This window comes from Cryobacterium aureum, assembly GCF_002954245.1.
In the GTDB taxonomy this organism is placed as follows: Bacteria; Actinomycetota; Actinomycetes; order Actinomycetales; family Microbacteriaceae; genus Cryobacterium; species Cryobacterium aureum.
In genome coordinates, this window is sequence record NZ_PPTG01000025.1 from 54,299 (window position 1) to 78,002 (window position 23,704).

Consider the following 23,704-nt stretch of genomic DNA (forward strand, 5'->3'; position numbering starts at 1 on the left):
CATTGGGAGCGGGTGGACCGAGGAAGTTTCGCGTGGCGAGCGACGCCCGCGTTCGTTGACGAGGTGGTGCCCGAAACGTCTCAGTCAGGGGGTCTGCACGTGAGCAATACAGGCTGTGGATAACCCGTCCGCGGCCTCAGACCATGCCACTACCGTGGCCACGATGTCTGGTTGTCTTTCGAAATATTGCGATGCGCCGAATTAGCGAACTGCGCGTGAGTACCAGCGACTCCTCAGTGTCACCGTGTCGCGCGTGAGCCAGCTGGAGGGGGGCCGCCGCACGACGCGCCAGGCGAGCTGACCGCCCTGTGAATGCAGATCTACTGGGCGGCAGCTAGCTAATGCAGCGGCGCGGCTCAGACCTCGAGCACCCGCTGCAAGAATTGCTTGGTGCGATCGTTCTGCGGTCTCACGAACAGTTGCTCAGGCGGACCCTGCTCGGCGATGATTCCTTGGTCCATGAACACGACCCGGTCGGCCGTTTTGCGGGCAAAGCTCATCTCGTGGGTAACGACCACCATGGTCATGCCCTCGTCGGCCAGACTTCGCATGACGCTGGTCACCTCCCCGACGAGTTCGGGGTCGAGCGCTGACGTCGCCTCGTCGAAGAACATGATGGTCGGCTCGACAGCGAGCGCACGGGCGATTGCCACGCGCTGTTGCTGTCCGCCCGAAAGTTGTGAGGGATAGTTGCCGGCCTTCTCTGCCAGACCCACCCGGTCGAGTACGGCCAGTGCCTTCTTCTTGGCCACCTCAGCAGACAGCTTGCGCACCTTGAGCAGGGCCAGCGTCACGTTGCCGAGCGCGGTCAGATGCGGAAAGAGATTGAACTGCTGGAAGACCATGCCCACGTGGCCGCGAATCTCGCGAGCACGCCGCGGATCGTGCAGCGGCACGGAGTTGACCCAGACCTGCCCGCTGTCAGCTGTCTCCAGACCGCTCATGATGCGCAGCACGGTGCTCTTGCCCGAACCAGAAGCGCCGATCACGACGAGCACTTCGCCTTCAGAGACGTGAAGGTCTATTCCCTTGAGAACTTGTACGGCGCCGAAAGACTTGGTGACTCCTGCAAGCTTGATAATTGGTTCGAGATTGCTCATGCCGGTTGACTCCTCTTTTCCAGACCGCGTACCCAACGTGACAGCGGGTAACAAATAATGAAGTACAAGGCGGCGATGGTCACATAGACGGCGAGTGGTTGCCCCACTCGGTCGATGATCGCCTGGCCCTGTCGCACCAGTTCAGCCAAACCGATCACGAAAGCGATCGAGGTGTCCTTGATCAGGGCAATGTACTGACCGATCAGCGGCGGGAGAACAATCTTGCCGGTCTGCGGCAGCACGACGGAGACGAATGTTTGGGAGTTGGACAGCCCGAGAATCTTCGAGGCTTCCCATTGTCCTGGGGGTACGGATTCGATCCCGGCTCGGATGATCTCCGCGATGTACGCGCCCTGGTAGACGCTGATGCCGACGACTGCGGCAGCGAAAATATTCATGTGATAGCCGGCATAGGCCGAACCGAAGTAGACGAAAAGCAGGGTGATCAACAGCGGCGAGCCGCGAAAGACCTCCACGTAGATGCGAGCGATTTGCGACCCGATCGGTACTCGAGACACCCGCAGAGTTGCCGCCAGCAGGCCGAGAAGAGTGCTCCCGACGATCGAGGCCGCCGACAACGCGAGGGTAATCAAAAGTCCTTCTAATAGCTGGGGAAACGATGCCAGCACGACTATAAAGTTCATTTGTTGACCTCACCTCGTACCGCATTCACTTTCAATAGGCGCATGCGGGACAGAACCGAGCCTCGCGGTAGCACAAGGGCGGGTTTGAAAGCCACGCGGCCGATGATTCCGGCTAGTGCAGCGAGAACGTTACTGAGCAGCAAGTACACGAGCACGGTCACCGTGAATACGGGAAGGAATATTAGTGTGCGGGAATTGATTGTTGTTGCTGTTCCGGTGAGCTCGGGAAGCGCGATAGCCGAGAGTAATGATGTGCCGAGAAGAATTTGCACCAGGTAGTTGACGACGGCGGGATACACATTCCGCAGCGCCTGTGGAAAGACGACGAATATTGAAATGTCAAGGCTGCGTAGCCCGAGTATGGCCGCGGCTTCCACTTGGCCCTTGGGCACCGACGAAATGCCGGCACGAAAGACTTCGGCAAGATAGGCCCCGACGTTAACTCCCAAAGCCAGGACGCCCGCCTCAAAGGCATTCAGGTTGAGGCCGAGATTCGGGAGCGCAAAATAGGCCACGAATATCTGCAGTAGCACGGGCGTGTTTCGAATCACTTCGACGTACACGCCAGCTCCGAAACGGAGGATTCTGAATCGTGAATTTCTTCCTACCGCAGCGGCTAAGCCAAGAACAACCGCCAGAAGAAAAGCGAGCACAGTTATCTTCAGTACCAACAATGCGGCTTCGGAAATATCACCTAAATAGCCGAGGACGGCCATCCACTCATACAAAATCAGTCACCTCCGTTCGGGTCTCGCGGGCTAGTACTGCGGGTTGAGCGGGTACAGCGGAGCGACACCAAACCACTTCTCGTACGTGGCTGCGTTCTCTCCCGAGGCGTTGTAGCGGAACAGGAACTGATTCACCCAGTTGAGCCAGACCTGGTCGCCCTGCTTGACGCCCATGGCGTTGTATTCGAGCGGAACCAGTTGGTCTTTGGTGACCCGGAGGGTGGGATCCAAATCAGCCTGGTAGGCGAGAAAGTTGGTGTCCTCGATCATCGCGTCAGCTTTGCCCTGCTGCACCGCGAGGATCGCAGCCGCAGAGCTATCGAAGTCCTGCGTGCTGGCGTCAATCCCGAGCGTCGCGAGAACGTCGGTGTTGGTCGACCCCTTCACCGCGGCGACAGTTTTTCCGGCGATGTCGTCGATGGTCTCAATGCCGCTGTCTTTCTTGACCAGCAGCGCCTGGCTGGCAACGACGTACGGGTCGGTGAAGTCCACCTGCTTGGCTCGTTCGCCCGTGCGGGTGAAGTTACAGATAACAAGATCGACTTTGTCGGTCTGCAGGTTGGAGATGCGGTTGGCGGAGGTAGTGTCGATTACTTCAAGCTCTACTCCCAGGTCGGCAGCCATGGCCTTGGCAATGTCGACGTCATAGCCATCCGGATCGCCTTGAGCGTCGCTGAAGCCAAACGGAGCGAAGCTCAGGCAGTCGGCGACCCGCAATGTGCCGGTTTCAAGAATGCTGGTCAGGGCCGAATCACCCGCTGATGCGCTCGCGCCGGCACCGCCACCACCGCTCGTGGGGGTGCATCCACTCAGCGCCATTCCGGCAACTGCCGCCAGCGCCAGACTGGTGGTGACTCGTGTTCGCAGGGTGCTTTTCATGGTCATTCCGTCTCCTCGTGATTCAGGGCTCTTCCTCGTGCAATGTGGGAAAAGTTCGCGGGCGCGCCCAGCCGAAGCGAGAGCTCGTCGGCTCCGATGCGCACAATATTTGCCAGCTCGGCCACTCGGGTGCCGTGAATGCGAATGGCCGGGCCGGAACTACTGATGGTTGAGGTGATGTGCCCGTTGTGGTCAAATACCGGGGCGCTCACACACCGAATGTCTAGCTCGTTCTCGATGTCATCCACGGCATATCCCTGCTCGAGGATCGTGGAAAGTTCGGCCAGCAGAGCCTCGGGGCTCGTGATTGTGTTCACGGTTCGCGCGGGCATTCCAGCAGCGACGGCTGCGTCATAGTGCGCTCGGGGAAGGTGGGCGAGAAAGACCTTGCCAGAGGCGGTCGAGTATGCGGGCATGCGATCACCGACGCGAGATGCCATCTGAATCGACGAAGGGCCCGCAATCTTGTCGATATAGGTAACGTCACCATCGTTGTAGACCAGCAGGTGAACGGTCTCGCCAGTTTCACGGGCCAAACGCTTCAGGATTGGTAGCGCTTGTCGACGAAGATCGAGGCCGGCCAAATATGCCCCGCCGAGGGTTACGGTGGCAACGCCAAGCCTGTATCGGCTGTCTTCATCACGTTCAACGAGTCCGGCTTCAAGGAGCGGCTCAAGAATTCTTAGCAGGGTGCTCTTGTTTAGTGCCGCTGAAATTGCGAGCTCACTAAGTGATGCTCCTGGCTGATCTGCCGTTGGTTTAACGAGCGCGGTAAGCACGGTTAATGCACGACGTAATGACGATGAGCGATTACGGTCTTCCCCCGTAATGTCATTAGTATTTTGCACTGCAAAACTCCGTTTCGCTCTTGATTTATATTAGGGAGTTCGAATCAAATTGGTCAAATCCGTCGCCCTAACGAACCGTGCTGCGTGTGACTTCGGCGTGCGGGCGGCAAGCGATTTGGTTTGTACGTTCGAAGCAATTCGATGTCATAGACCATTGACAATCAACGGTTATGTCCGCTAAGGGCTTGCGTAATTATTTCCCCGCAGAGCGGTCGCATCTGCTCGGCGAAACTGTCGTGACGGACTTACCGGAGGCACTTGTCTTCGACACAGGGCGCTTCGACACTTTTGCTGAGGAAGGTTGGCTTGGGTGCTCCGTTATTCACAAGTTAGGGTGCTCACTTGTCTGATGCATCGGTCCACTTCCCCGACGACATACACCCCGCAAGCGTTCAGAGTTTCATGCCCACGCCTCAATAGGGGCTAGGCGCGACCGGGCACCGACCCGCCGAAGTCGTCACCGATCAGGCGGGCGGCCTGCTGGAGCAGGGGAATGACCGTGGCCACTGCCATGTCGGGCGAGGCCCGATATGCCTGCAGCGACACGTTCACCGCGGCCACGACCCGGCCGTTACGCCAGACGGGTACGGCCACGCCGCGCAGCCCGTCTTCGAGTTCCTCCGACACGATGGCCCATCCGTTCTGCGCCACCCTGTTGATCTCCGCCCGCAACTCGTCCATGGTCGCGATTGACCGCTCCGTGAAATGCTGCAGGGTGATCGAGTCGAAGTACGCCTCACGCTCCGCCGGAGCCAGGCCAGCGATGAGCACGCGTCCCATCGACGTGATCCACGCCGGAAACCGGGTGCCCACGTTGATCGACACGGCCAGCAGCCGCGGCGACGACACCCGCGCGACGTAGACGATGTCGGGCCCGTCGAGAATGCACAGCGAGGTCGTCTCACTCAACTGCGTCGACAGTGACTTCAGGTGTGGTTCCGCAATCTGCGGCAGACTGAGCGCCGCCAAAAAGGATGCCCCCAGATCGAGACAGCGTGGCGTCATCTCAAAATATCCACCGTCGACGCGCAGGTAGCCGAGGTCGGTGAGAGTGAGCAGAAACCGGCGCGCAGCCGCCCGGCTGACGTCGACCTTGGTCGCGACCTGCGTCATCGTGAGGCGCGGCTGCTCGGTTGAAAAGGCCAGGAGCACGGCGAACGCCTTCTCGACCGATTTCACGAAGTAGTCGGGGTGATCAGTCACGGGGGCCTTTCAGTGCCGGGTGCCGCGCAGATGCTGCGTTGCCAACCGTACCGGGGCGTTCGGCGCTCCGTAACCGTCGTAGTCGCCGAGGCGCTGCACCACCTCGAAGAACACGCTGCCGACGGTTTCGGTGTAGAAGTGCAGAAACGCTCCGCGGTCGTCACGGTCGAACAAGAGATCGAGCTCCTTCAGGGTGCTCAGAAACTCGGGGTCGAGTTCGAAGCGGGCGCTGATGTCTTCGTAGTAGTTCGGTGGAACCGGCATGAAGTTGAGCCCGCGCTGCCGCGCCTGGCGGGCGACGGCGACCAGGTCGGTGCAGGCGAACGCGATGTGTTGCGGGTAAGCCGCGGCCTGCTCCTCGGCCAGCGGGGCGATGTTCAGGGCGAGGCGCACCCGGCCGTCCTCGGTGCGCACGACCTGGCTGCGCACCAGGCCGCTCGGCCCCGGGACGTCCATCGACGTCTGCGCGGCAAGCGACAGGGTGCTGGCATAGAACAAGACCGCTTCGTCGAATTGCTGCCAGTCCTGGGCCAGGTTGACGTGGTCGATGTGCGTGATCACCTGAACGGACGGTGTCGTCGGCTTCTCGCTGCCCACGCTGAACTCGTGGGTCCAGGCGGCCGTGTCGTCCACGAGAAACACCTCGGTCGAGTCCGGCGCGTAGAAGCCGTGCAGCACCTCTTCGCCGGTCTGGCTCGGCCGGGAAACCGCGGTGGCCTTCAACGCGACGGCGCGGGCTGCGGCGGCGGAGGCATCCGTCACGGTGAAGCCGAGCGCGGCGATGCCGGGTTGCAGGTGCCGGGCTTGTTGTTCGTTGATGATGATGCGTGCGTCGCCCTGGCTCCACAGCTGCACTGGCTTGGTGCGGTGATGCCCGTCGAAGGTGAACCCGAGCTGGAAAGCCAGATCCTCCACGGCCCGGGTGTTTTCGCTCTTCACCTCGGCAAAATCAAACCCGGTGGGGTCGTCCACTCGCGGGATGGTCGCGAGCGGCATCGGGTAGCTGTTGACGCCCTGCTCGGCGAGCAGCAGGGAGGTGCGTTCCTCCAGCCAGATCAGCGAGCGCATCGCATCGACGGCGGTGCGGCGCTCGTCGCCTTGCCGAAACACGTCGTTGAACACCTCGAGTGATACCGGCCCGGTGTATCCCGCACGCACGACGTGCGCCAGAAAGGCCGGCAGGTCGAAGTCGCCCTCACCGGGAAACACGCGGTGGTGTCTGCTCCAGCTGAGCACGTCCATGCTGAGGAGCGGGGCATCCGCTAGCTGCACGAAGAAAATCTTCTCGGCCGCGATCGTCTCGATGGCGGCAGGGCTCCAGGCGCGCGACAGAATGTGAAAGCTGTCAAGGCAGGTGCCGATATTCGGGTGGTCGGCGAGGTCGACGATGCGCTGGGCGCGCTCGAAATCGTTGACGTACTTGCCCCAGGCCAAAGCCTCGTAAGCCACTTTCACGCCGTGGTCGGCGGCAACAGCGCCGAGGCGCTGCAACTGACCCGCGCTGACCTCGTCGTTGTCGATGGTGGCGGTGCCCACGTTGCTACACAGCAGGATGGTATCGATGCCGAGCCGGTTCATCAGGGTGAATTTCGATGCGGCCCGGCGCAGGTTGGCTTCAAGCAGCGGTTCCGTCACCCCGTCGAAGTCGCGAAACGGCTGGTACAGGTCGAGGGTGAGTCCCAGATCGGCGGCCAGCGAGCGGATGTCCTCCGGGCTCGACGGTGAGACCACCAGGTCGGGCTCGAAGATCTCGACGCCGTCGAATCCGGCGAATGCCGAGGCCCGCATCTTGTCTTCGAGGGTGCCGCTCAGGCACACCGTGGCAATGGACGTCTTCATGACGTTTCTCCTCTGAGCCCGGCAGCGAGCCGAACGGTGTCGCCGGTGCGCGACGATTCGTAGATGGCCAGAACAATCTCGAGGGACTTGCGGGCCTCCCGCCCCGTGACAATAGGTTCGCGGTCATCGAGCACCGCGCGCACGAAATCTTCAATCTGCAGACGGTGAAATGGCACCAGATTGGTATGGATCTCGGCCAGTTCCGGGTCGGAGTTGATCTCGGGGGAGTACACCTGCCGGTACTCCTGCTCGCCGGGCAGCGTCCAGATATCGTTCTGACCGGCGGTCCCCTCGGGAAACTCGGCCACACTCGCGGTGTGGCCGGCGCGGTCGCTGACGAGAATTTGGGCGCCGAGACCCGGAGCGAAGGTGGTGCTGACTTGCAGGCTTGCGAGCGCGCCCGACGCGAATTCGATCGTGGCCACCGCGGTGTCTTCCACCTCGATGAACTCGCCGAGCTTCAGGGTGGCGATGCGACCGTGCACCGCCACCGCCGATCCCATATAGGAGGAGAGTAGATCCACGTGATGAATAGCCTGCGTCATGAGTGCCCCGCCCGCCTCGGTGTCCCAGCGGCCACGCCACGGTTCGGCATAATAATCGGCGTCGCGGCCGAGCCGCACGATCACGCTGCCAACGATCGGCTGCCCGAGCCGGCCGTCGGCCAACGCTTGAGTGATGCGCTGGGCGGCGGGCCAAAAGCGTCGCTGAAACAGCACGCCGAACTTCACGCCGGCCGCGTCGGTGGCCGCGATCATGCGGTCGGCCTCGGCGAGCGTGACAGCAACCGGCTTTTCGCACAGAACGTGCAGGCCGTGCCGGGCGGCGGCTAGCACGACGGGTTCATGCGCGGGGTGCGGAGTGCACACCGTCACGGCGTCGAGGCCGCTACCCAGAAGTTCGTCGAGATCGGTATAGCTATGCGGCACCCCGAAGGTGCGGGCGAATTCTGCGGCACGCTCGGCGTCGGAGTCACACACCCCGACGACCTCCACCTCGGGCAGCGCGTTGAGCGCGACGACGTGATTGATAGCGATCTTTCCGCAGCCCACGATCCCGACGCGCAGCGTCATGGCTGTTCCTTCAGAGCGGATGCCGCGGCATCCGCTCGCCGCTGCGCCAGAATTTCGACACCGAAGCCGTAGCCGGCGATTCCGGCGCCGGCGATGACGGCGACTGCGATGCCCGAGATATAGGAGTGCCGGCGAAACTCGTCGCGGGCGTGCACGTTGCTCACGTGCACCTCCACCGTGGGCAGCTCCGAGGCGGTAATGGCATCGCGCAGCGCGACCGAGGTATGGGTGAGCCCGCCCGGATTGATGACCAAGCCCACATTGACCCCCCGGGCCGCGTGCAGCCGGTCGATCAGTACACCCTCATGGTTGGACTGCAGGGTGTCCACACTGTAGCCGAGGCGCGCGGCGGTGGCGGCCACGAGCGCCTCCGCGTCGGCGAGGGTCGCATGGCCGTAGTGGGCCGGCTCGCGGGTGCCGAGCATGTTGAGGTTCGGCCCGTTCAGAACCAGAATGCGGGGGAGGGTCATGACTTGCTTCCTTGTCAACGTTGAAACGGATGCTGGGGGCCGGCCCGCAGACCGGCCCCGAAGCGGCTACTCGCCGGCGGCGTCGCGAATGCTCGTGTAGATTTCGAGCTGCTCGCCCTCGAGATTGGCGGTGAAGTAGGCCTCGGCCTTGTCGATGAACGCGTCACGGTCGACGTCGTCGATGACTTTGGGCGTGCCGGCGGCCTTCCACTCGGCCACGATGGCGTCTTCCAGGTCGAGCGCGCAGGCCAGGTCGGTCGCGCGGGCCTCAGCCACGGCGTCTTCAAGCGCGGTCTGCTGGTCGGCGGTTAGGCCGGCCCAGGCGTCGCCGCTCATCACGACGAGCTGGGATCCCACGGAGTGCTCGCTGAGGCTGACGTATTCCTGCACCTCGTTGAAGCTCATCTGGTCGATGCTCGAGATGGGGTTCTCCTGGCCGTCGACAATGCCCTGCTGCAACGCGAGGTAGATCTCCTCGAATGCGACGGCTACCGGGTCGGCGCCCATGGCCGCGGCGTTGCCGAGGTGCACGGGGCTGTCGGGAAAGCGCATGCGCAGACCCTCGAGATCTTCGGGAGTACGAATGGGCGTATTGGCCGAGAAAGTGCGGTTGCCGAAGTACCAGACGTCGAGCAGGTGGGCGCCGGTGGCTTCTTCGAATCCGGTCTTCACCACGTCAGCCGCCGGGCTGTCGAACCAGTTGAACAGGTGATCGACGTCGTTGAAGACGTAGGCCATGTCCATCACACCGATGGCGGGGTAGGTCGCGGCGATGCCTGACGACCCCTGAAGGTCGATATCGATGTCGCCGCTAAGCACCGAGGTAAACCGGGCTACGTCGGCGCCGAGCTGACTGGAGGGGAAGACCTCAATGGTGATGCCGGCATCCGCTACCTTGTCGGCGACGATGTCGGTGCCGCAGGAGTTGTGCGGGTGATCGAGGCCGTAGCTGTTCGCGAACGAGAGGGTGACGTCGCCGCCCGCTGCGCCGGCATCAGCGTTGGCGCCGCTGCAGGCCGCGAGCAGGCCGATGGCGAGGGGACCAGCGACGATGCCGGTGAGCAGACGCCGGGTAGCCGTTCTGCGAGTGGATGTCTTGCGCATGCGTTTCTCCGATGGTTGGTGCTGGTTAGAGTCCGAGCAGGGTGGGAACGATCGTGACGATCTGGGGAAAGAAGGTGAGCAGGCCGAGTACGGCCAGCAGCGGAACGAGAAAGGGCAGCACGCCGCGAAAGACCTCGTCGACGGGCCGGTTGGTGACCGAACTCATCACGTACAGCACGCTGCCGACGGGCGGTGTGAGCAGGCCGATCATGAGGTTGACGATCATGACGACGCCGAAGTGGATGGGGTCGATGCCGTATTGCACGGCCACCGGCAGCAGCACCGGAACGGTGATGAGCAGCACGGCGGTGGCGTCGATGACCATGCCGAGGATGATCAAAATCAGGTTCACGAGTAGCAGGAACACGATCGGGTTGTCGGTGAGTGAGGTGAGGCCGTCTGCGACGGCCTGCGGGGCGCGTTCGCGGGCGAGGATCCAGCCGAGCAGGGCGGCGGCGGCGAGAATGAGGGCAATGGCGCCCGTAACGGCCGCTGTCTCCTTGAGCGCGTCGATGATGGCCCTGAGGTTGAGGGTGCGGTAGATCAGGCCGAGCACGATCATGTAGGCGACACCGACCGCTGCGGCTTCGGTGGGGGTGAAGAAGCCGCCGAGAATACCGCCGAGGATGATGATGGGCGCGCCGATCGGTCCGATCACCCGTACGCTGGCCCGGCCGAGAACCGACCAGCTGAACCGAATCGTGTTGAGGTTGGAGTTCTTGCGCACCAGGATGAACACGGTGATGACCAGCCCGAGAGCGATCAGCATGGCCGGCAACACGGAGCCGGCGAAGAGCGCTCCGGTCGAGACCGTGGCGACGGAGGCGTAGATCACGGCCGGGATGCTCGGCGGCATCACCGGTGCGATCAGCGAAGAGGCACTCGTGAGGCCGGCGGCGAACCGAAAGCTGTAGCCGCTTCGCACCATTCCGGGAACCTGCAGTTTGCCGAGGGCGGCGGCATCGGCCAGGGCCGACCCGCTCATCCAGGCGAAACCCACGCTGGTGCCAATGTTGACGTAGGCGAGGTTGCCTTTGATCCGACCGAGTACGGCCAGGGCGAAGTCGAAGATGCGGTCGGCGATGCCGGCCCGGTTGGCAATGCTGCCCAGCAGAATGAACAGCGGCACGGCCAGCAGCGGAAAGCTGCTCACGCCGTCGGCGGCGACCCGTAGCGCGAGGCCGGTGGAGTTGCCCTCGATGATCATGTAGGCCAGCGACGGGCCGAGAAAGGCGAACCCCACCGGTACCCGCAGCGCCAGCAGAATAGCGATCAGGGCAATCAGAATCCACAGGCTCATGCGAGTTCTCCTTCGGGAGTGCTGCCGGTCATTATCGGCGCGAACAGGGCCCAGACGGCGCGCAGGGCGGCCAGCACGAAACCGACCAGCGGAAAGATGTAGAGGTAGGTCATCGGCATTTGCAGGGCGGCCGAGACCTGGCCGGTGGTCTCGGCGACGAGGGCCCAGCCTTCCCGTACGAAGGCAAGGCAGATCAGCAGCACGACCGCGCTGGCAAAGCGCTTGACCCAGCGTTGGGCCCGGCCAGAGAGGTACCGGTCGATGACCTCGATGGTGATGTGCTGTCCCTGACCCAGCAGGTAGCCGCACATGATGAAGGTCACCGCGACCATGCAATAACGGGCCAGCTCGCCCGACCACACCCATCCGCTCACCGGCAGATACCGCTGAATGGCCTGGATGAACACGAGCAGCGCAATGACGGTGATAAGAATGGCGCCGAGGGAATGTTCGACGGTGGAGATCCACCGCAGCACGCGGGGCTCGCGCACGACTTCCTGGGAGTTGTCTTCAGACATGTCGTTCTTTCTATGGTTAGAGGCCGGCGGCGATCATGGCGAGAAAGTGTGCGCGCATGCGGGAGGCATCCGCTTTCTGGCCGGTGATGAGTTCGAAGGCGTCGACGGCTTGGCCGACGGCCATATGCCCGCCATCGAGCACGCGGCAGCCGGCAGCGCGGGCGGCGATGATGAGGGCGGTGTCGATCGGGCGGTAGATAATGTCGGCGACCCAGAGGTGGGCGTCGATGAGGTTCGCGTCGAGTGGCAGGCCGGGGTGGTTGTGCATGCCGATCGGCGTGGCGTTGACGAGGCCGTCGGCCTGCTGCAGGGCTGCGGCCAGGTCGTCGGCGGTGACGGCTTCGATCGTGCGATCGGGGAACAGAGTGCGCAGGGCTGCGACGCGCTCGCCGCACCGCTCGCGGTCGATGTCACTGATCCGCAGCGTGGTGACGCCGCGATGCAGCAGCGCGTAGGCCACGGCCGAGCCGGCTCCGCCAGCGCCAAGTTGCACCACCGACGTGAGTTTCACGTCGGGCAGTCCCGTTGCCAGGCCGGAACTGAACCCCGAGAAGTCGGTGTTGAAGCCGAAGAAGCGGCCGTCACGAATGAGTACCGTGTTGACCGCGCCGAGTTGGCGGGCATCGTCGCTGATCTCATCGAGGTGCTCGAGTACGAGCTGCTTGCACGGGTGCGTGATATTGAAGGCGTTGAAGCCGAGCTCGCGGGCATTGCGCAGCAGATCGCCCACCCACTCGCCGGGGCGATCGATCACATCGAGGTCGATCGGGCGGTAGATGTAGCGCAGGCCCTGGTGGTCCGCTTCGGTTTCGTGCATCCCGGCGCTGAGTGTGGGCGTGACGCCGGAGCCGATCAGCCCGACCATAAATGATTCTGCGGTGGAGCTCACAGAAAATTCCTTCCATCGACCTTGACAGATGTGTGGGGCATGCTCGGGTTGCCCTGTGGGGCGAAGCGAGCCCTGCTGGGCGGGGATACCGCGCGTTCGGTGCTGGTGTCGACCCTAGCCCAACGTTCATATAACGCACAAGTGTGCGCAATGCGCACAGACTTCTGGTGTGCGCGCTTGCCGCACCTGGCCTACGCTACAAATTGTGGGGCCGACTCGGCCGCGCAGATTGGAACCGACGATGTCCCTTGCGCCCACCCTCACCCTGAACAACGGCGTGCAGATTCCCGCCCTCGGGCTTGGCACGTGGCCCATGAATGATTCGGAGACAGCGGATGCCGTCGCCACCGCCGCCGACGCCGGCTACCGGTTGTTCGACACCGCCGAAAACTACGAAAATGAGGCCGGCGTGGGGGAGGGCATCCGGCGCAGTGGTCTGCTCCGCGACGAGGTCTTTGTCACGACCAAGCTGAACAAGAAATGGCACAGCTACGACGGAGTGCACCGCGCGTTCGAGGCGAGCACGGGCCGACTCGGCCTGGAGATCATCGACCTCTACCTGATCCACTGGCCGAACCCCGACCAGGGTACCTATGTGGATGCCTTCCGCGGACTGCGAGACCTGCAAGAGTCGGGACAAGTGCGCGCGATCGGAGTATCAAACTTTCTGCCGGAGCACCTGCAGCCACTGTTCGATGAGGGTCTCGTGCCGCAGGTCAACCAGATCCAGCTCGACCCGACGCAGAATCGCGCCGACCTGCGCTCGATGCACCGTGAACACGGCATTGTCACCGAGGCGTGGAGCCCGCTCGGGCGTAACGGAGGCCTGCTCGAAGAACGAGTGATCGCGGCCATCGCCGCCGCGCATGAGCGCACGCCGGGTCAGGTCGTAATGCGCTGGCACACCCAGAACGGCGTCGTGCCCACTCCGAAGTCGGGCAACGCGAAGCGCCAGGCCGAAAACATCAGCATCTTCGACTTCGAGCTGTCGGCGGCGGAACTCGCGGCCCTGACCGCGCTGGATATCGGCGCCCCCCTGGCGCTCGACCCGCGCTCGTTCGGGCACTAAAGCTCGCCGGCGGCTGTGCAGTGCTCGCGGCACCCCTATTATCGCGGTCGGCAGGGGGCGCCGCTGCTCTGTGTCCGTCGCGGCACCCCTTAGCGTCGACGGCACCCATTCTTAGGGGTGCCCGCGTCTATAAGGGGTGCCGCGAGCGCCTGCGACATCCGCTTTACGAGCGCGCAGAGCCTTCGGCGCGTTTGCGGCGCACAGTGGTCGTGGTCACGAGGGTCAGCCCGAGCAGGAGCGCGGCGCTTCCGCCCGAAATCGCCAGTACGGAGGCGTCATAGCCGGTGGAGGCGAGGTTGACCGAGCCCAGGGAGGCTGCTGTGGAGCCGACATGCCCCGCATCGGGCGGCACCACGGTATGGGTCACTTTCGGGCTCTGACTATCGCTTGGAACGTACGTGACAGCGGATGCCGCAGCCGGCACAGCGAAAACGGCCAGCGTAGCCAGGGCAGTGATTGCAAAAATTTTCTTGAGCATGAGAATTTCCTGTCAGAACGGTCGGTTCGGCATAGAACAAGTTGACGGTATGCTTCGAACGACTCACACCGTAGTGGCTTGCACCGTAGATATCTACGGGTTCCTGACAAATTCTCACTGAAAGTATTCTGCTGTATGGTTTCGGGCCGCTGCACTCGGCCAACGACCGTGCGCCTCCCGCGCAGCGGCGCAGTTCCCGCGCGAGGTGACGGGTTGGTCGCGGCGTCCGAAACGGGCTGACGGATCCCGGCACCACCCGCCTGTAGGGTGGCAGGGCGTACATCGCCCCTCCACCGAACGGACGCACCATGCCCGATCTCGTTCTGCGCTCCGTCAGGCAGCCCGGCGACACCAGCCTCAGTGACCTGCACATCACCGACGGCGTCATCACGCAAATCGTGCCCACCACCAAAACGGATGCCCCCAACCTCGACGGCCGCACCGTCATCCCCGGCCTCTGGGACGAACACGTGCACCTGACCCAGTGGGCGCTCGCCGGAGCCCGGTTCGACCTCTCCGCCGCGGTCTCGGCGCGCGAGACCCTCGAACTCGTGCGGGCACAGGTCGCCCCGTCTGGCCGCCCGACCCCACTAATCGGAGTCCGGTTCCGCGATGCGGTCTGGGCCGACCTGCCAACACTGCGCGGTCTCGATGAGGTGACGCAGGGGCATCCGACCGCCTTGATCAGCCACGACCTGCACTGTGTCTGGATCAACAGTGCCGCCGCCGAGCAATTCGGTGTGCCGGTAGACGAGTCGGGCCTGCTGCGCGAGCAAGCCGCGTTCGAGCTCACTATCGCGCTCGGCCAACTGCCCGACAGCGAAGTTGACACGCTCGCCGCCCAGGCCGGAGCCCGGGCTGCCGCCCGCGGAGTTGTCGGCATCGTCGACTTCGAAATGACCTGGAACCGCGACGCCTGGCAGCGCCGCATCGCCGGCGGGTTCGATTTTTTGAAAGTCGAGGCCGGCATCTACCTCGCCGACTTTGATCGGGCCGTCGCCGAGCGGATGCACACCGGCGACCGCAGCGCAGACACCCGCGGCCTGCTCAGCGTGGGGCCGTTGAAGCTGCTCATCGACGGATCCCTGAACACCCGCACGGCGTTCTGCGTCGACGAATACCCGGTCGGCGGGCACGGCGTGCTCGCCGTGAGCGAAGACGAACTCACCGAGATTCTTGTGGCCGCGCGGGGCGAGGGGCTGCTGCCCGCCGTGCACGCCATCGGAGACGCCGCCAACACCGTAGCCCTGAACGCTTTCGCCCGAGCTGCCGCCCGCGCCGACCCAGCCTCCGGAGCTGCTGCCGCTCGGGCCGACCCGCGTGGCCGTGAGGGTCAGGCATCCGTTTTTGGACGCATCGAGCACGCCCAGTTTCTCCAGCCCGCGGACTTCGCTCGTTTTGCGCGCCTCGGTGTCATTGCGAGCGTGCAGCCGGAGCACGCGCTCGACGACCGTGACGCGGTCGAACTCAACTGGTCTGCCGGCGCCGATCGCGTCTTCGCCCTGCGCTCACTGCTCGATGCTGGGGCGATTCTCGCGTTCGGATCCGACGCCCCCGTCGCGCCGCTCGACCCGTTTACCGCCATGAGCGCCGCCACATCGCGCGCCCGCAGCGACGGCCGCGAACCCTGGCGCCCCGACCAGGTGATCTCCCGCGCCCAGGCCCTCGCGGCATCCGCGCGTGGACGCACCCGCCTCAAGGTCGGCGATGTCGCCGACATCGCGGTGCTTGATGGCGACCCGCTCACGGTCTCCGACGCCACCTTCGAACGGATGCCGGTAGCCGCCACGCTGCTAGCCGGTCGCGCCACCTACGGCGCCGCCCTCATGGCCGGCTAGCTATCCATGGACTGGGCTCAGCGGACAACTTTGGTGGGTGCGGGTGGGTCTTCACCCACCAAAGTTGTCCACTGAGTCGATGCCGTGGCTCGGTTGAGCCCGAGCATCTTTATGGCTGGCTCCCTGAGGCGGGGCTACCCGAACCGCCCAGACACGTAGTCCTCAGTGGCCTGAACGCTGGGGTTCGAGAACATCGTGGTCGTGTCGTCGTACTCAATGAGCTTGCCCGGCTTGCCGGTGCCCGCAATGTTGAAGAATGCGGTGCGGTCAGACACCCGCGAGGCCTGCTGCATGTTGTGCGTCACGATCACGATCGTGTACTCGCTCTTCATCTCTTCGATGAGGTCTTCAATGGCCAGCGTCGAGATCGGGTCGAGGGCCGAGCACGGCTCGTCCATCAGGATCACGTCGGGTTCGACCGCAATGGCGCGGGCGATGCAGAGGCGCTGCTGCTGTCCACCGGACAGCCCCGATCCGGGCCGCGCCAGGCGGTCCTTCACCTCGTTCCACAGGTTGGCGCCGCGGAGGGCTTTTTCGGTGAGGTCGTCGGCATCCGTTTTGCTCATGCGTCGGTTGTTGAGCTTGATGCCGGCCAGCACGTTGTCCTGAATGGACATGGTCGGAAACGGGTTCGGCCGCTGGAAGACCATGCCCACCTGGCGGCGCACGAGCACCGGGTCGACGCCAGGGCCGTAGAGGTTGTTGCCGTCGATGAGCACTTCACCCTCAACGCGGGCGCCGGGGATGACCTCGTGCATGCGGTTGAGCGTGCGAATGAACGTGGATTTTCCGCAACCACTGGGCCCGATGAACGCGGTCACCGTGCGCGGCTCGATCACAATAGAGACGCCCTCGACGGCGAGAAAGTTGCTGTAGTACACGTTGAGGTCGTTGACTTCGATGCGCTTAGACATTTAAGTCCCTTTCTAAGAAGTGTTAGCGGCCCAGCTTGGGCGAGAACCAGTGGGCAATCAGGCGGGCGAGTCCGTTGAGCAGCATCACGATCAGAATCAGGGTGAGCGCTCCGGCCCAGGCCCGGTCGATGTAGGCCTGCGAATCGGCGCCCTGATTGGCGTATTGGGTGTACACGAACACCGGGAGGGTCATCATCCGCTCGCTGAACAGATCGTAATTCATGCTCGACGTGAACCCGGCAATAATGAGCAGGGGCGCCGTCTCACCGATTACGCGGGCGATCGAGAGCATCACTCCGGTGACGATTCCGGCAAGGGATGTCGGCAGCACGACCTTAAGAATGGTCAGCCACTTCGGCACCCCGAGTGCAAAAGCGGCCTCGCGCAGTTCGTTCGGCACGAGCTTGAGCATCTCTTCGCTCGAGCGCACCACCACGGGAATCATCAGCACCGACAGCGCGATGGCTCCACCGAACCCAAAGCGGATACCCGGATCGTTGAACAGCAGCGCGAATAGCGCGAAGGCGAACAGGCCGGCAACGATCGAGGGGATACCGGTCATCACATCGACGAAGAAGGTGATGGCCTTGGCCAGGCGTCCGCGACCGTATTCCACGAGATAGATCGAGGCCAGAAGCCCGATCGGCACCGAGATAAGCGTCGCCATGCCGGTCACCAGCAGCGTGCCCATCACTGCGTGCAGCACGCCGCCGCCCGCGCCCACCACGTTGCGCTGCGAGGAGGTGAAGAACGTCGGCGTCAAGAACGCTGGCAACCCGTTCACAACCGTCGTGTAGATGATCGAGATCAGAGGCAGCAGAGCGATCACGAACGCGGCCGTCACCAGCGCCGTCATCAGCCGGTCCTTGGCCTTGCGCGAGCCCTCGACCAGGCGAGACAGCACGTAGATGGCCACGCAGTACAGCACCGTGCCGAACACAACCGTGCCCACAATGTTGAAGCCGTCGACGGCTCCAGACAGATAGAGCATGGTGAAGAAGGCGGCCGACACGGCCCAGCTGGCCAGCAGCACCCAGAGCGACGAGCGCCGGGGCAGTTTGCCGGCGGTCAGGGAGTTGGTCAGCGGCGCGGCTTCCAAAACGGATGACATCAGTTGGCTCCCGAAAATGCCTTACGGCTGTTGATAATGACCCGGGCCAGCATGTTCACGAGCAGCGTCACGACGAACAGAACGAGGCCGGTCGCGAGCAGAATGTTCACGCCAACGCCGTGCGCCTCGGGAAAGTTCAGTGCGATATTGGCGGCGATGGTGTTGGAATTCTGGGAGGTCAGCAGCTGAAAGATCACCTCGGGGGTTGGGGAGAGCACCATGGCCACGGCCATGGTCTCGCCGAGTGCGCGGCCGAGGCCGAGCATCGAGGCGGAGATGATGCCCGGCAGGCCGAACGGCAGCACGGCCATGCGGATCATTTCCCAGCGAGTGGCGCCGAGAGCCAGGGCGGCTTCCTCGTGCAGCAGCGGCGTCTGTAGAAAGATCTCGCGGCAGATGGCGGTGATGATCGGCAGGATCATCACGGCGAGCACGATCGCCACGGTGAAGATGGTGCGGCCGGTGCCCGAGACCGGGCCAGCGAGGGGGGTGAACCAGCCGAACCAGTCCACGATGGTGGTGTAGAACGGCTGCACGAGTGGGGCGAGTACGCCGATGCCCCAGAGGCCGAACACGACGGAGGGAACGGCGGCGAGCAGATCCACCAGATAGCCGAGGCCCTGGGCGAGCTTGCGCGGCGCGAAGTGGGAGATGAACAGGGCGATGCCGATGGCAACCGGCACGGCCATGAGCAGCGCCAGAATGGCCGAGTAGATCGTGCCGAACACGAGCGGACCCACGTACGACCAGAAGTTCGTGACGTCTCCGCTGAAGTCTTCGGGAGCCGCGACGAACGCGGGCAGGCTCTCGACCAGAAGAAAGATGGCCACTGCGGCGAGCACGGCGAGGATCAGGCTTCCGGAAATCACGGTGGCCGAGGAGAAGATGCGGTCGCCCGGGCGTTGCCTGGCCTTGATGGTCGTGGCGGCAACTGTAGTCATGCCGGTCTCCTAAATAGCGTCAAGCGGGTGAAATTAGGTGAAACGGGGGTGCTGTGCGGCTGGACGCAACAGACCGTACACCCCAGTCTGCCCGATCCGTCCCCGCAGATGTGCGAGAAAGGACCGGGCAGACTGCGTGAAGGTTGTTACTTGACGGTCGCGAGAACCGCGGCGACGTTGGTTTCGAGCTCGGTCGTGAGGGGCGCAACGCCGGCAGCTTCTTCAGCAACGGTCTGGCCGGCAGCGCTGGCGATGTACTCGATGTAGGCCTTGACGAGGGCACCCTTGGCTGCATCCTCGTACTCGTTGCAGACGATCGCGTAGCTCACCAGAACCAGCGGGTATTCCGCCGGGTTGGTGGTCTTGCGGTTCAGGTCGAGCGCGAGGTCGTCGGCTGCGCGGTCGGGCACGAGCGGCGATCCGGCGACAACCTCGGCCGCAGCCTCGGGGGTGTAAGCCACGAAGTCGGTGCCGACCTGGAGCTTGGCGGTGCTGAGGTCGTTGGCCTGCGAAGCGTCGGCGTAGCCGATGGTGCCCACGCCGTTGGTGACGGCGTCAACAACACCGGAGGTGCCCTTTGCGCCTTCACCGGGGAACGGGAAGGTGTCAGAGGCTTTTTCGTCCCAGAGGCCGGAAGTAGCGGCCTGGCCGAGGTAGTCGGTGAAGTTCTTGGTGGTACCCGAGTCGTCCGAGCGGTGCACGGCGGTGATCGGCGTGGAAGGCAGGGTGGCGTCGGGGTTCAGCGCAGCGATCGCGGCGTCGTCCCAGCTGGTGATCGAGCCGGAGAAGATCTTGGCGAGCGTGTCAGCGTCGATGTTGAGTTCATCAAGGCCATCGACGTTGAAGATCACGGCGATGGGGGAGATGTAGACCGGAAGGTCGACAGCCTTGGTGCCGGGAAGGCAGGAGGCGAATTCGCCGGCCAGCTCGTCGGTGCTCATGTAGGAGTCGCTGCCGGCGAAGTCGGTGCCGCCGGCGATGAAGGCTTCGCGGCCGCCGCCCGAGCCGGAGGGCTCGTAGTTGATCGTGACGTCGGGGTTGGCGATCTGGAAGCCGGCGATCCAAGCCTGCTGGGCGGCATCCATCGAGCTGGCGCCGGCGCCGTTGAGCGTTCCGGTGAGCGTGCTGGCCGACGCTTCATCGGACGCCGGTGCGGCGCCTTCGTTTGCTGCACAGGACGAGAGTGCGAGACCTGCGGCAATGGCGATGACCGCGGGGCGGCCGAAACGCTTGAAGTTCACGTGTATTCCCTTTCAGGGTTTTGACAAGACTGTGTTTTGCTGATGCAAGCCGGTGCTGGCCCGTGTACGAAGCTAGAGAAATGAAGTAACCGCAGACCAACTTGAAGGTAAACAGAAGGTTAACGAGCGATAACGCTTGCCGCCGAGCGGATGCTCCACGCGGCTCAGGCAGTCGCGGAGTACGTCTCCACGGCCAGAATGCCCGCAGCCGGGTTCTCCGACGACAGGTGCACGATCGAGAACCCTCCGGTGTCCAAATCCGCCGCGTCCGACAGCGCCCCGGTCAGCTGCGAGCCCGTCGCCAGCGCGATCTCGCGCAGAATCTCCGGCAGCACCGGTCCGTGGCTGCACAGCACCGCAGTCTTGCGGGCGCGCACCCGTTTGCCGACGATGGTGCGAACATCCGCTTCGCCGGTTTCGAGAGCGTCCTGGCTGATTAGTTCGGATTGCTTGATCGGGATGCCGGTGAACGCAGCCAGCGGAGCCACCGTCGTGACACACCGCGTTGCGGTGCTCGAGATGATGCGCAGCGGGCGCCACGCCGTGATCGTGTCAACCAGGCTCGCGGCCTGCTTCACGCCGCGAGCGGTCAGCGGGCGACGGGCGTCGAGCCCGGCGCCGGTGCGCGGCGCCGCCTTGCCGTGGCGCAGCGCGATCAGCGCGAACGTGCGGGTGACGCCGGCGTCGACCAGAGCGGAGAACGTCTCGAGAATCTCCACATCAGCCGGGTAACTCAAATAGTTGCGGGCCCGCTTGATGGTGACCCACTCTATGGCGGCGACCTCGCCGTTCGGCACGAAGGTCGATTTCGCAATGGCCTCCGGCGTGATCTCAGCGGCCCAATAGTGCACGATCTTGGTGCGGCCGTCGGGCATGTCGTAGTGCGACACCCCGAGCGGCACCCCGAGCGCAACGGCCAGCCCGGTCTCCTCTCCGACCTCGCGCACCGCCGTTCGCGGCAGCGTCTCTCCCGGGTCGACCTTGCCTTTGGGAATGGTCACGTCGCCGTGCACCGTGCGGTGAATGAGCAGCACGTGCATGCGACCGTCGATCAGGCGCCAGCAGACAGCTCCGGCGGCGTAAACGTCGGTCGATTTCACAGCCACTAGCGACGCCCGGACGGTCGCTTGCGCGCGCTGATCTGCTGCATCAACTTGTTCTGCATGTCGTCGAGGTGCACGCCGTTCGCGTCGACGTCGTGGCGGGTCCAGTGGCCGGTCTCGTCGAGCCACCAGCTCGATGTGCGCGGATCCATCGCCCGTTCGAACAGCGCATCGATCTCGACCAGGTGCTCGGGGTCGACCAGACGCACGAGGGCCTCCACCCGGCGGTCGAGGTTGCGGTGCATCATGTCGGCGCTGCCGATGTACACCTGGGTGCCGCCGAGGCTGTGAAAGGAGAAGATGCGTGAGTGCTCGAGGTACCGACCCAGAATTGACCGCACCCGAATGTTCTCGCTCATGCCCGTGACACCCGGTCGCAGGCTGCAGATGCCGCGCACCCACACATCGACCTGCACGCCGGCCTGGCTGGCCCGGTACAGCGCGTCGATGATGTCCTCATCGACCATGGAGTTCACCTTGATGCGGATACCGCTCGTTTTGCCCTCGAGCGCGTTCTGGGTCTCGATCGCGATGTGCTTGAGCAAAGCCTTCCGCAGGTGCAGTGGAGCCACCAGCAGCCGCTTGAACTTCTTCTCAATGGCGTAACCCGACAACTCGTTGAACAGGCGGGTGAGGTCTTTGCCGACCTGGGCATCCGCTGTGAGCAGGCCGAGGTCTTCGTAGATACGGCTGGTCTTGGGGTTGTAGTTTCCGGTGCCGATGTGGCTGTAGTGCCGCAGCACGCCCTTTTCATAGCGCACCACGAGGGCGAGCTTGCAGTGGGTTTTCAGCCCGACCAGACCGTAGACCACGTGCACGCCGGCCTTTTCGAGCTTGCGCGCCCAGGTGATGTTGGCCTGCTCGTCGAAGCGGGCCTTGATCTCGACCAGCGCGAGCACCTGCTTGCCGCTGTCGGCGGCGGCGATGAGCGCCTCGACGATGGGGCTGTCGCCGCTCGTGCGGTACAGCGTCTGCTTGATGGCGAGCACATTCGGGTCGGCGGCGGCCTGCTCCAGAAAGGCCTGCACGCTCGTCGCGAACGACTCATAGGGGTGGTGCAACAGCACGTCGTGTCTGGCGACCGCGGCGAAGATATCCTGTTCGGCGTTCGGCTCGCTCGGCAGCAGTTGGGCTGCCGTGGTCGGAACGTGCTTGGCGAAGTGCAGGTCGGGGCGATCGATGCGCAGGTCGAACAGCCCGCCGAGGTCGAGCGGCGCGGGCAGGTGGTAGACCTCCTGCTCGGTCACGTCGAGTTCGCGCACGAGCAGGCCGAGGGTGACCTCGTCCATGTCCTCGGTGATCTCGAGGCGAATGGGCGGACCGAACCGGCGCCGCAGCAGCTCCTTCTCGAGCGCCTTGATCAGGTTCTCGGTTTCGTCCTCGTCGATCTCGACGTCTTCGTTGCGGGTGACCCGAAACACGTGGTGTTCCAGAATTTCCATGCCCGGAAACAGGTCGCCGAGCTGGTTGGCGATCAGGTCCTCAAGCGCGATATAACGGATGCGATCAACCGACTCGGTGCGATCCACCCGCACAAAGCGCGGCAGCATGGGCGGCACCTTGAGCCGGGCGAACTCCTGCTTGCCGGTCTTAGAATTGCGCACCCGCACCGCGAGGTTCAGCGACAGGCCGGAGATATAGGGAAACGGATGCGCCGGGTCGACCGCCAGCGGCATCAGCACCGGAAAGATCTGGTTCGAGAAGTAGGTGCGCAGCGAGCGACGATCGGCATCTCCGAGGCTGTCCCAGGAGACCACGTCGACGCCGGCCTCGGCGAGGGCCGGGCGCACGAGTTTCTGAAAGGCGAGGGCGTGGCGATCCTGCAGCGCGTGGGCGGCGGCCGAGATATCGCTGAGTACGTCCTGGGCTGCTCGACCCACGTTGGTCGGCACCGCCAGCCCGGTGAGGATACGGCGCTTCAGGCCGGCGACGCGCACCATGAAGAACTCGTCGAGGTTGCTGGCGAAGATGGCCAGAAAGTTGGTGCGCTCAAGCACCGGCAGGCTCTCGTCTTCGGCCAGTTCGAGCACGCGCTGGTTGAAGGCGAGCCAGCTCAGCTCGCGGTCGAGGTAGCGGTCGTCGGGCAGCGTGGGGTCGACTTTTTCGATGAGGGGGTCAAAGTCGTCATCGAAGTCTGTGAGTCCCGAGTCTGCTTGGGTGATTTCGCCGTCCATCTGACCATCCTGACACCGTTGGTCGTGCCACCGCGACGAACCGGGTGAACGTCTGGCGAAATTATCCCGAGGCTGTTGACTTTCCGGCGTGTCGGGGGTCTGGTGTGATGTCGCGGCCGGGTGGCGTTTCGTGCCGCGCGTGGCGGCTGACATGACTTTTAGTGGCGAATTCAGGAAATCCGGGCCTCGGGGCTCGATGCACCCCTAGTTGTGGGGTCGGCGGATTTCCTGAATTAGCCA

The 23,704-nt window shown here is 63.8% G+C and carries 22 protein-coding genes; 2 read left to right on the forward strand and 20 right to left on the reverse strand.

Going from position 1 to position 23,704, the window contains the following annotated elements; genetic code table 11:
• Positions 1-356: 356 nt before the first annotated feature.
• The 13 genes from CJ028_RS09120 to CJ028_RS09180 form a co-directional block, all read right to left on the reverse strand.
• Positions 357-1,100, reverse strand: a complete 744-nt coding sequence (locus CJ028_RS09120; RefSeq protein ID WP_105034944.1) for an amino acid ABC transporter ATP-binding protein — start codon at positions 1,098-1,100, stop codon at positions 357-359.
• Positions 1,097-1,744, reverse strand: a complete 648-nt coding sequence (locus tag CJ028_RS09125; RefSeq protein WP_105034945.1) for an amino acid ABC transporter permease — start codon at positions 1,742-1,744, stop codon at positions 1,097-1,099. The genes CJ028_RS09120 and CJ028_RS09125 overlap by 4 nt, the downstream gene beginning before the upstream one ends.
• Positions 1,741-2,460: an amino acid ABC transporter permease gene (locus tag CJ028_RS09130; protein WP_205683989.1), complete on the reverse strand. Its 720-nt coding sequence runs from the start codon at positions 2,458-2,460 to the stop codon at positions 1,741-1,743. Before CJ028_RS09130 ends, CJ028_RS09125 begins: the two co-directional genes overlap by 4 nt.
• A 42-nt stretch (positions 2,461-2,502) precedes the next feature.
• Entirely contained in the window at positions 2,503-3,357 is an 855-nt protein-coding gene (locus CJ028_RS09135; protein WP_205683990.1) for a transporter substrate-binding domain-containing protein, read from the reverse strand.
• The gene (locus CJ028_RS22080) at positions 3,354-4,199 is read right to left on the reverse strand and encodes an IclR family transcriptional regulator (protein ID WP_105034948.1); all 846 of its coding nucleotides are present in this window, start codon (positions 4,197-4,199) and stop codon (positions 3,354-3,356) included. The genes CJ028_RS09135 and CJ028_RS22080 overlap by 4 nt, the downstream gene beginning before the upstream one ends.
• Before the next feature lie 423 nt (positions 4,200-4,622).
• A complete protein-coding gene (locus CJ028_RS09145; RefSeq protein WP_105034949.1) occupies positions 4,623-5,402 on the reverse strand; it encodes an IclR family transcriptional regulator domain-containing protein in 780 nt (259 codons plus the stop codon).
• Between the two features lie 9 nt (positions 5,403-5,411).
• A complete protein-coding gene (locus tag CJ028_RS09150; RefSeq protein ID WP_105034950.1) occupies positions 5,412-7,241 on the reverse strand; it encodes a bifunctional sugar phosphate isomerase/epimerase/4-hydroxyphenylpyruvate dioxygenase family protein in 1,830 nt (609 codons plus the stop codon).
• Positions 7,238-8,314, reverse strand: coding sequence for a Gfo/Idh/MocA family protein (locus CJ028_RS09155; RefSeq protein ID WP_105034951.1), 1,077 nt, complete (start codon positions 8,312-8,314; stop codon positions 7,238-7,240). Before CJ028_RS09155 ends, CJ028_RS09150 begins: the two co-directional genes overlap by 4 nt.
• Complete coding sequence (aroQ, locus tag CJ028_RS09160; RefSeq protein WP_105034952.1) at positions 8,311-8,784, reverse strand: type II 3-dehydroquinate dehydratase; 474 nt, start codon at positions 8,782-8,784, stop codon at positions 8,311-8,313. Before aroQ ends, CJ028_RS09155 begins: the two co-directional genes overlap by 4 nt.
• Positions 8,785-8,850: 66 nt before the next feature.
• Positions 8,851-9,888 carry a DctP family TRAP transporter solute-binding subunit gene (locus CJ028_RS09165; RefSeq protein ID WP_205683991.1) on the reverse strand — a complete coding sequence of 346 codons (1,038 nt, stop codon included), beginning with the start codon at positions 9,886-9,888 and terminating at the stop codon, positions 8,851-8,853.
• A gap of 25 nt (positions 9,889-9,913) precedes the next feature.
• The gene (locus CJ028_RS09170; RefSeq protein ID WP_105034953.1) at positions 9,914-11,188 is read right to left on the reverse strand and encodes a TRAP transporter large permease; all 1,275 of its coding nucleotides are present in this window, start codon (positions 11,186-11,188) and stop codon (positions 9,914-9,916) included.
• Complete coding sequence (locus CJ028_RS09175; protein ID WP_105034954.1) at positions 11,185-11,706, reverse strand: TRAP transporter small permease; 522 nt, start codon at positions 11,704-11,706, stop codon at positions 11,185-11,187. The genes CJ028_RS09170 and CJ028_RS09175 overlap by 4 nt, the downstream gene beginning before the upstream one ends.
• A 16-nt stretch (positions 11,707-11,722) precedes the next feature.
• A complete protein-coding gene (locus tag CJ028_RS09180) occupies positions 11,723-12,595 on the reverse strand; it encodes a shikimate dehydrogenase (protein ID WP_105034955.1) in 873 nt (290 codons plus the stop codon).
• Positions 12,596-12,836: 241 nt separating this feature from the next.
• On the opposite strand from CJ028_RS09180, the gene CJ028_RS09185 reads away from it, so the two are divergent.
• The gene (locus CJ028_RS09185; RefSeq protein ID WP_105034956.1) at positions 12,837-13,664 is read left to right on the forward strand and encodes an aldo/keto reductase; all 828 of its coding nucleotides are present in this window, start codon (positions 12,837-12,839) and stop codon (positions 13,662-13,664) included.
• Between the two features lie 163 nt (positions 13,665-13,827).
• Here CJ028_RS09185 and CJ028_RS09190 read toward each other — a convergent pair whose 3' ends face one another.
• Positions 13,828-14,142, reverse strand: coding sequence for a hypothetical protein (locus tag CJ028_RS09190; RefSeq protein ID WP_105034957.1), 315 nt, complete (start codon positions 14,140-14,142; stop codon positions 13,828-13,830).
• A 308-nt stretch (positions 14,143-14,450) separates the two neighbouring features.
• Here CJ028_RS09190 and CJ028_RS09195 point away from each other — a divergent pair, with 308 nt between their 5' ends.
• Positions 14,451-15,980, forward strand: coding sequence for an amidohydrolase (locus CJ028_RS09195; protein WP_105034958.1), 1,530 nt, complete (start codon positions 14,451-14,453; stop codon positions 15,978-15,980).
• A 134-nt stretch (positions 15,981-16,114) separates the two neighbouring features.
• Here CJ028_RS09195 and pstB read toward each other — a convergent pair whose 3' ends face one another.
• The 6 genes from pstB to CJ028_RS09225 form a co-directional block, all read right to left on the reverse strand.
• Entirely contained in the window at positions 16,115-16,894 is a 780-nt protein-coding gene (gene pstB, locus CJ028_RS09200; RefSeq protein WP_105034959.1) for a phosphate ABC transporter ATP-binding protein PstB, read from the reverse strand.
• 22 nt (positions 16,895-16,916) lie between these two features.
• On the reverse strand, positions 16,917-18,005 hold the full coding sequence (pstA, locus tag CJ028_RS09205; RefSeq protein WP_105034960.1) for a phosphate ABC transporter permease PstA: 1,089 nt from the start codon (positions 18,003-18,005) through the stop codon (positions 16,917-16,919).
• Positions 18,005-18,946: a phosphate ABC transporter permease subunit PstC gene (gene pstC / locus CJ028_RS09210; RefSeq protein ID WP_105034961.1), complete on the reverse strand. Its 942-nt coding sequence runs from the start codon at positions 18,944-18,946 to the stop codon at positions 18,005-18,007. The genes pstA and pstC overlap by 1 nt, the downstream gene beginning before the upstream one ends.
• Before the next feature lie 146 nt (positions 18,947-19,092).
• The gene (gene pstS, locus CJ028_RS09215; protein WP_105034962.1) at positions 19,093-20,187 is read right to left on the reverse strand and encodes a phosphate ABC transporter substrate-binding protein PstS; all 1,095 of its coding nucleotides are present in this window, start codon (positions 20,185-20,187) and stop codon (positions 19,093-19,095) included.
• A gap of 164 nt (positions 20,188-20,351) precedes the next feature.
• On the reverse strand, positions 20,352-21,287 hold the full coding sequence (locus tag CJ028_RS09220) for an NUDIX hydrolase (RefSeq protein WP_105035138.1): 936 nt from the start codon (positions 21,285-21,287) through the stop codon (positions 20,352-20,354).
• A gap of 5 nt (positions 21,288-21,292) precedes the next feature.
• Complete coding sequence (locus CJ028_RS09225; RefSeq protein WP_105034963.1) at positions 21,293-23,464, reverse strand: RNA degradosome polyphosphate kinase; 2,172 nt, start codon at positions 23,462-23,464, stop codon at positions 21,293-21,295.
• Positions 23,465-23,704 lie beyond the last annotated feature (240 nt).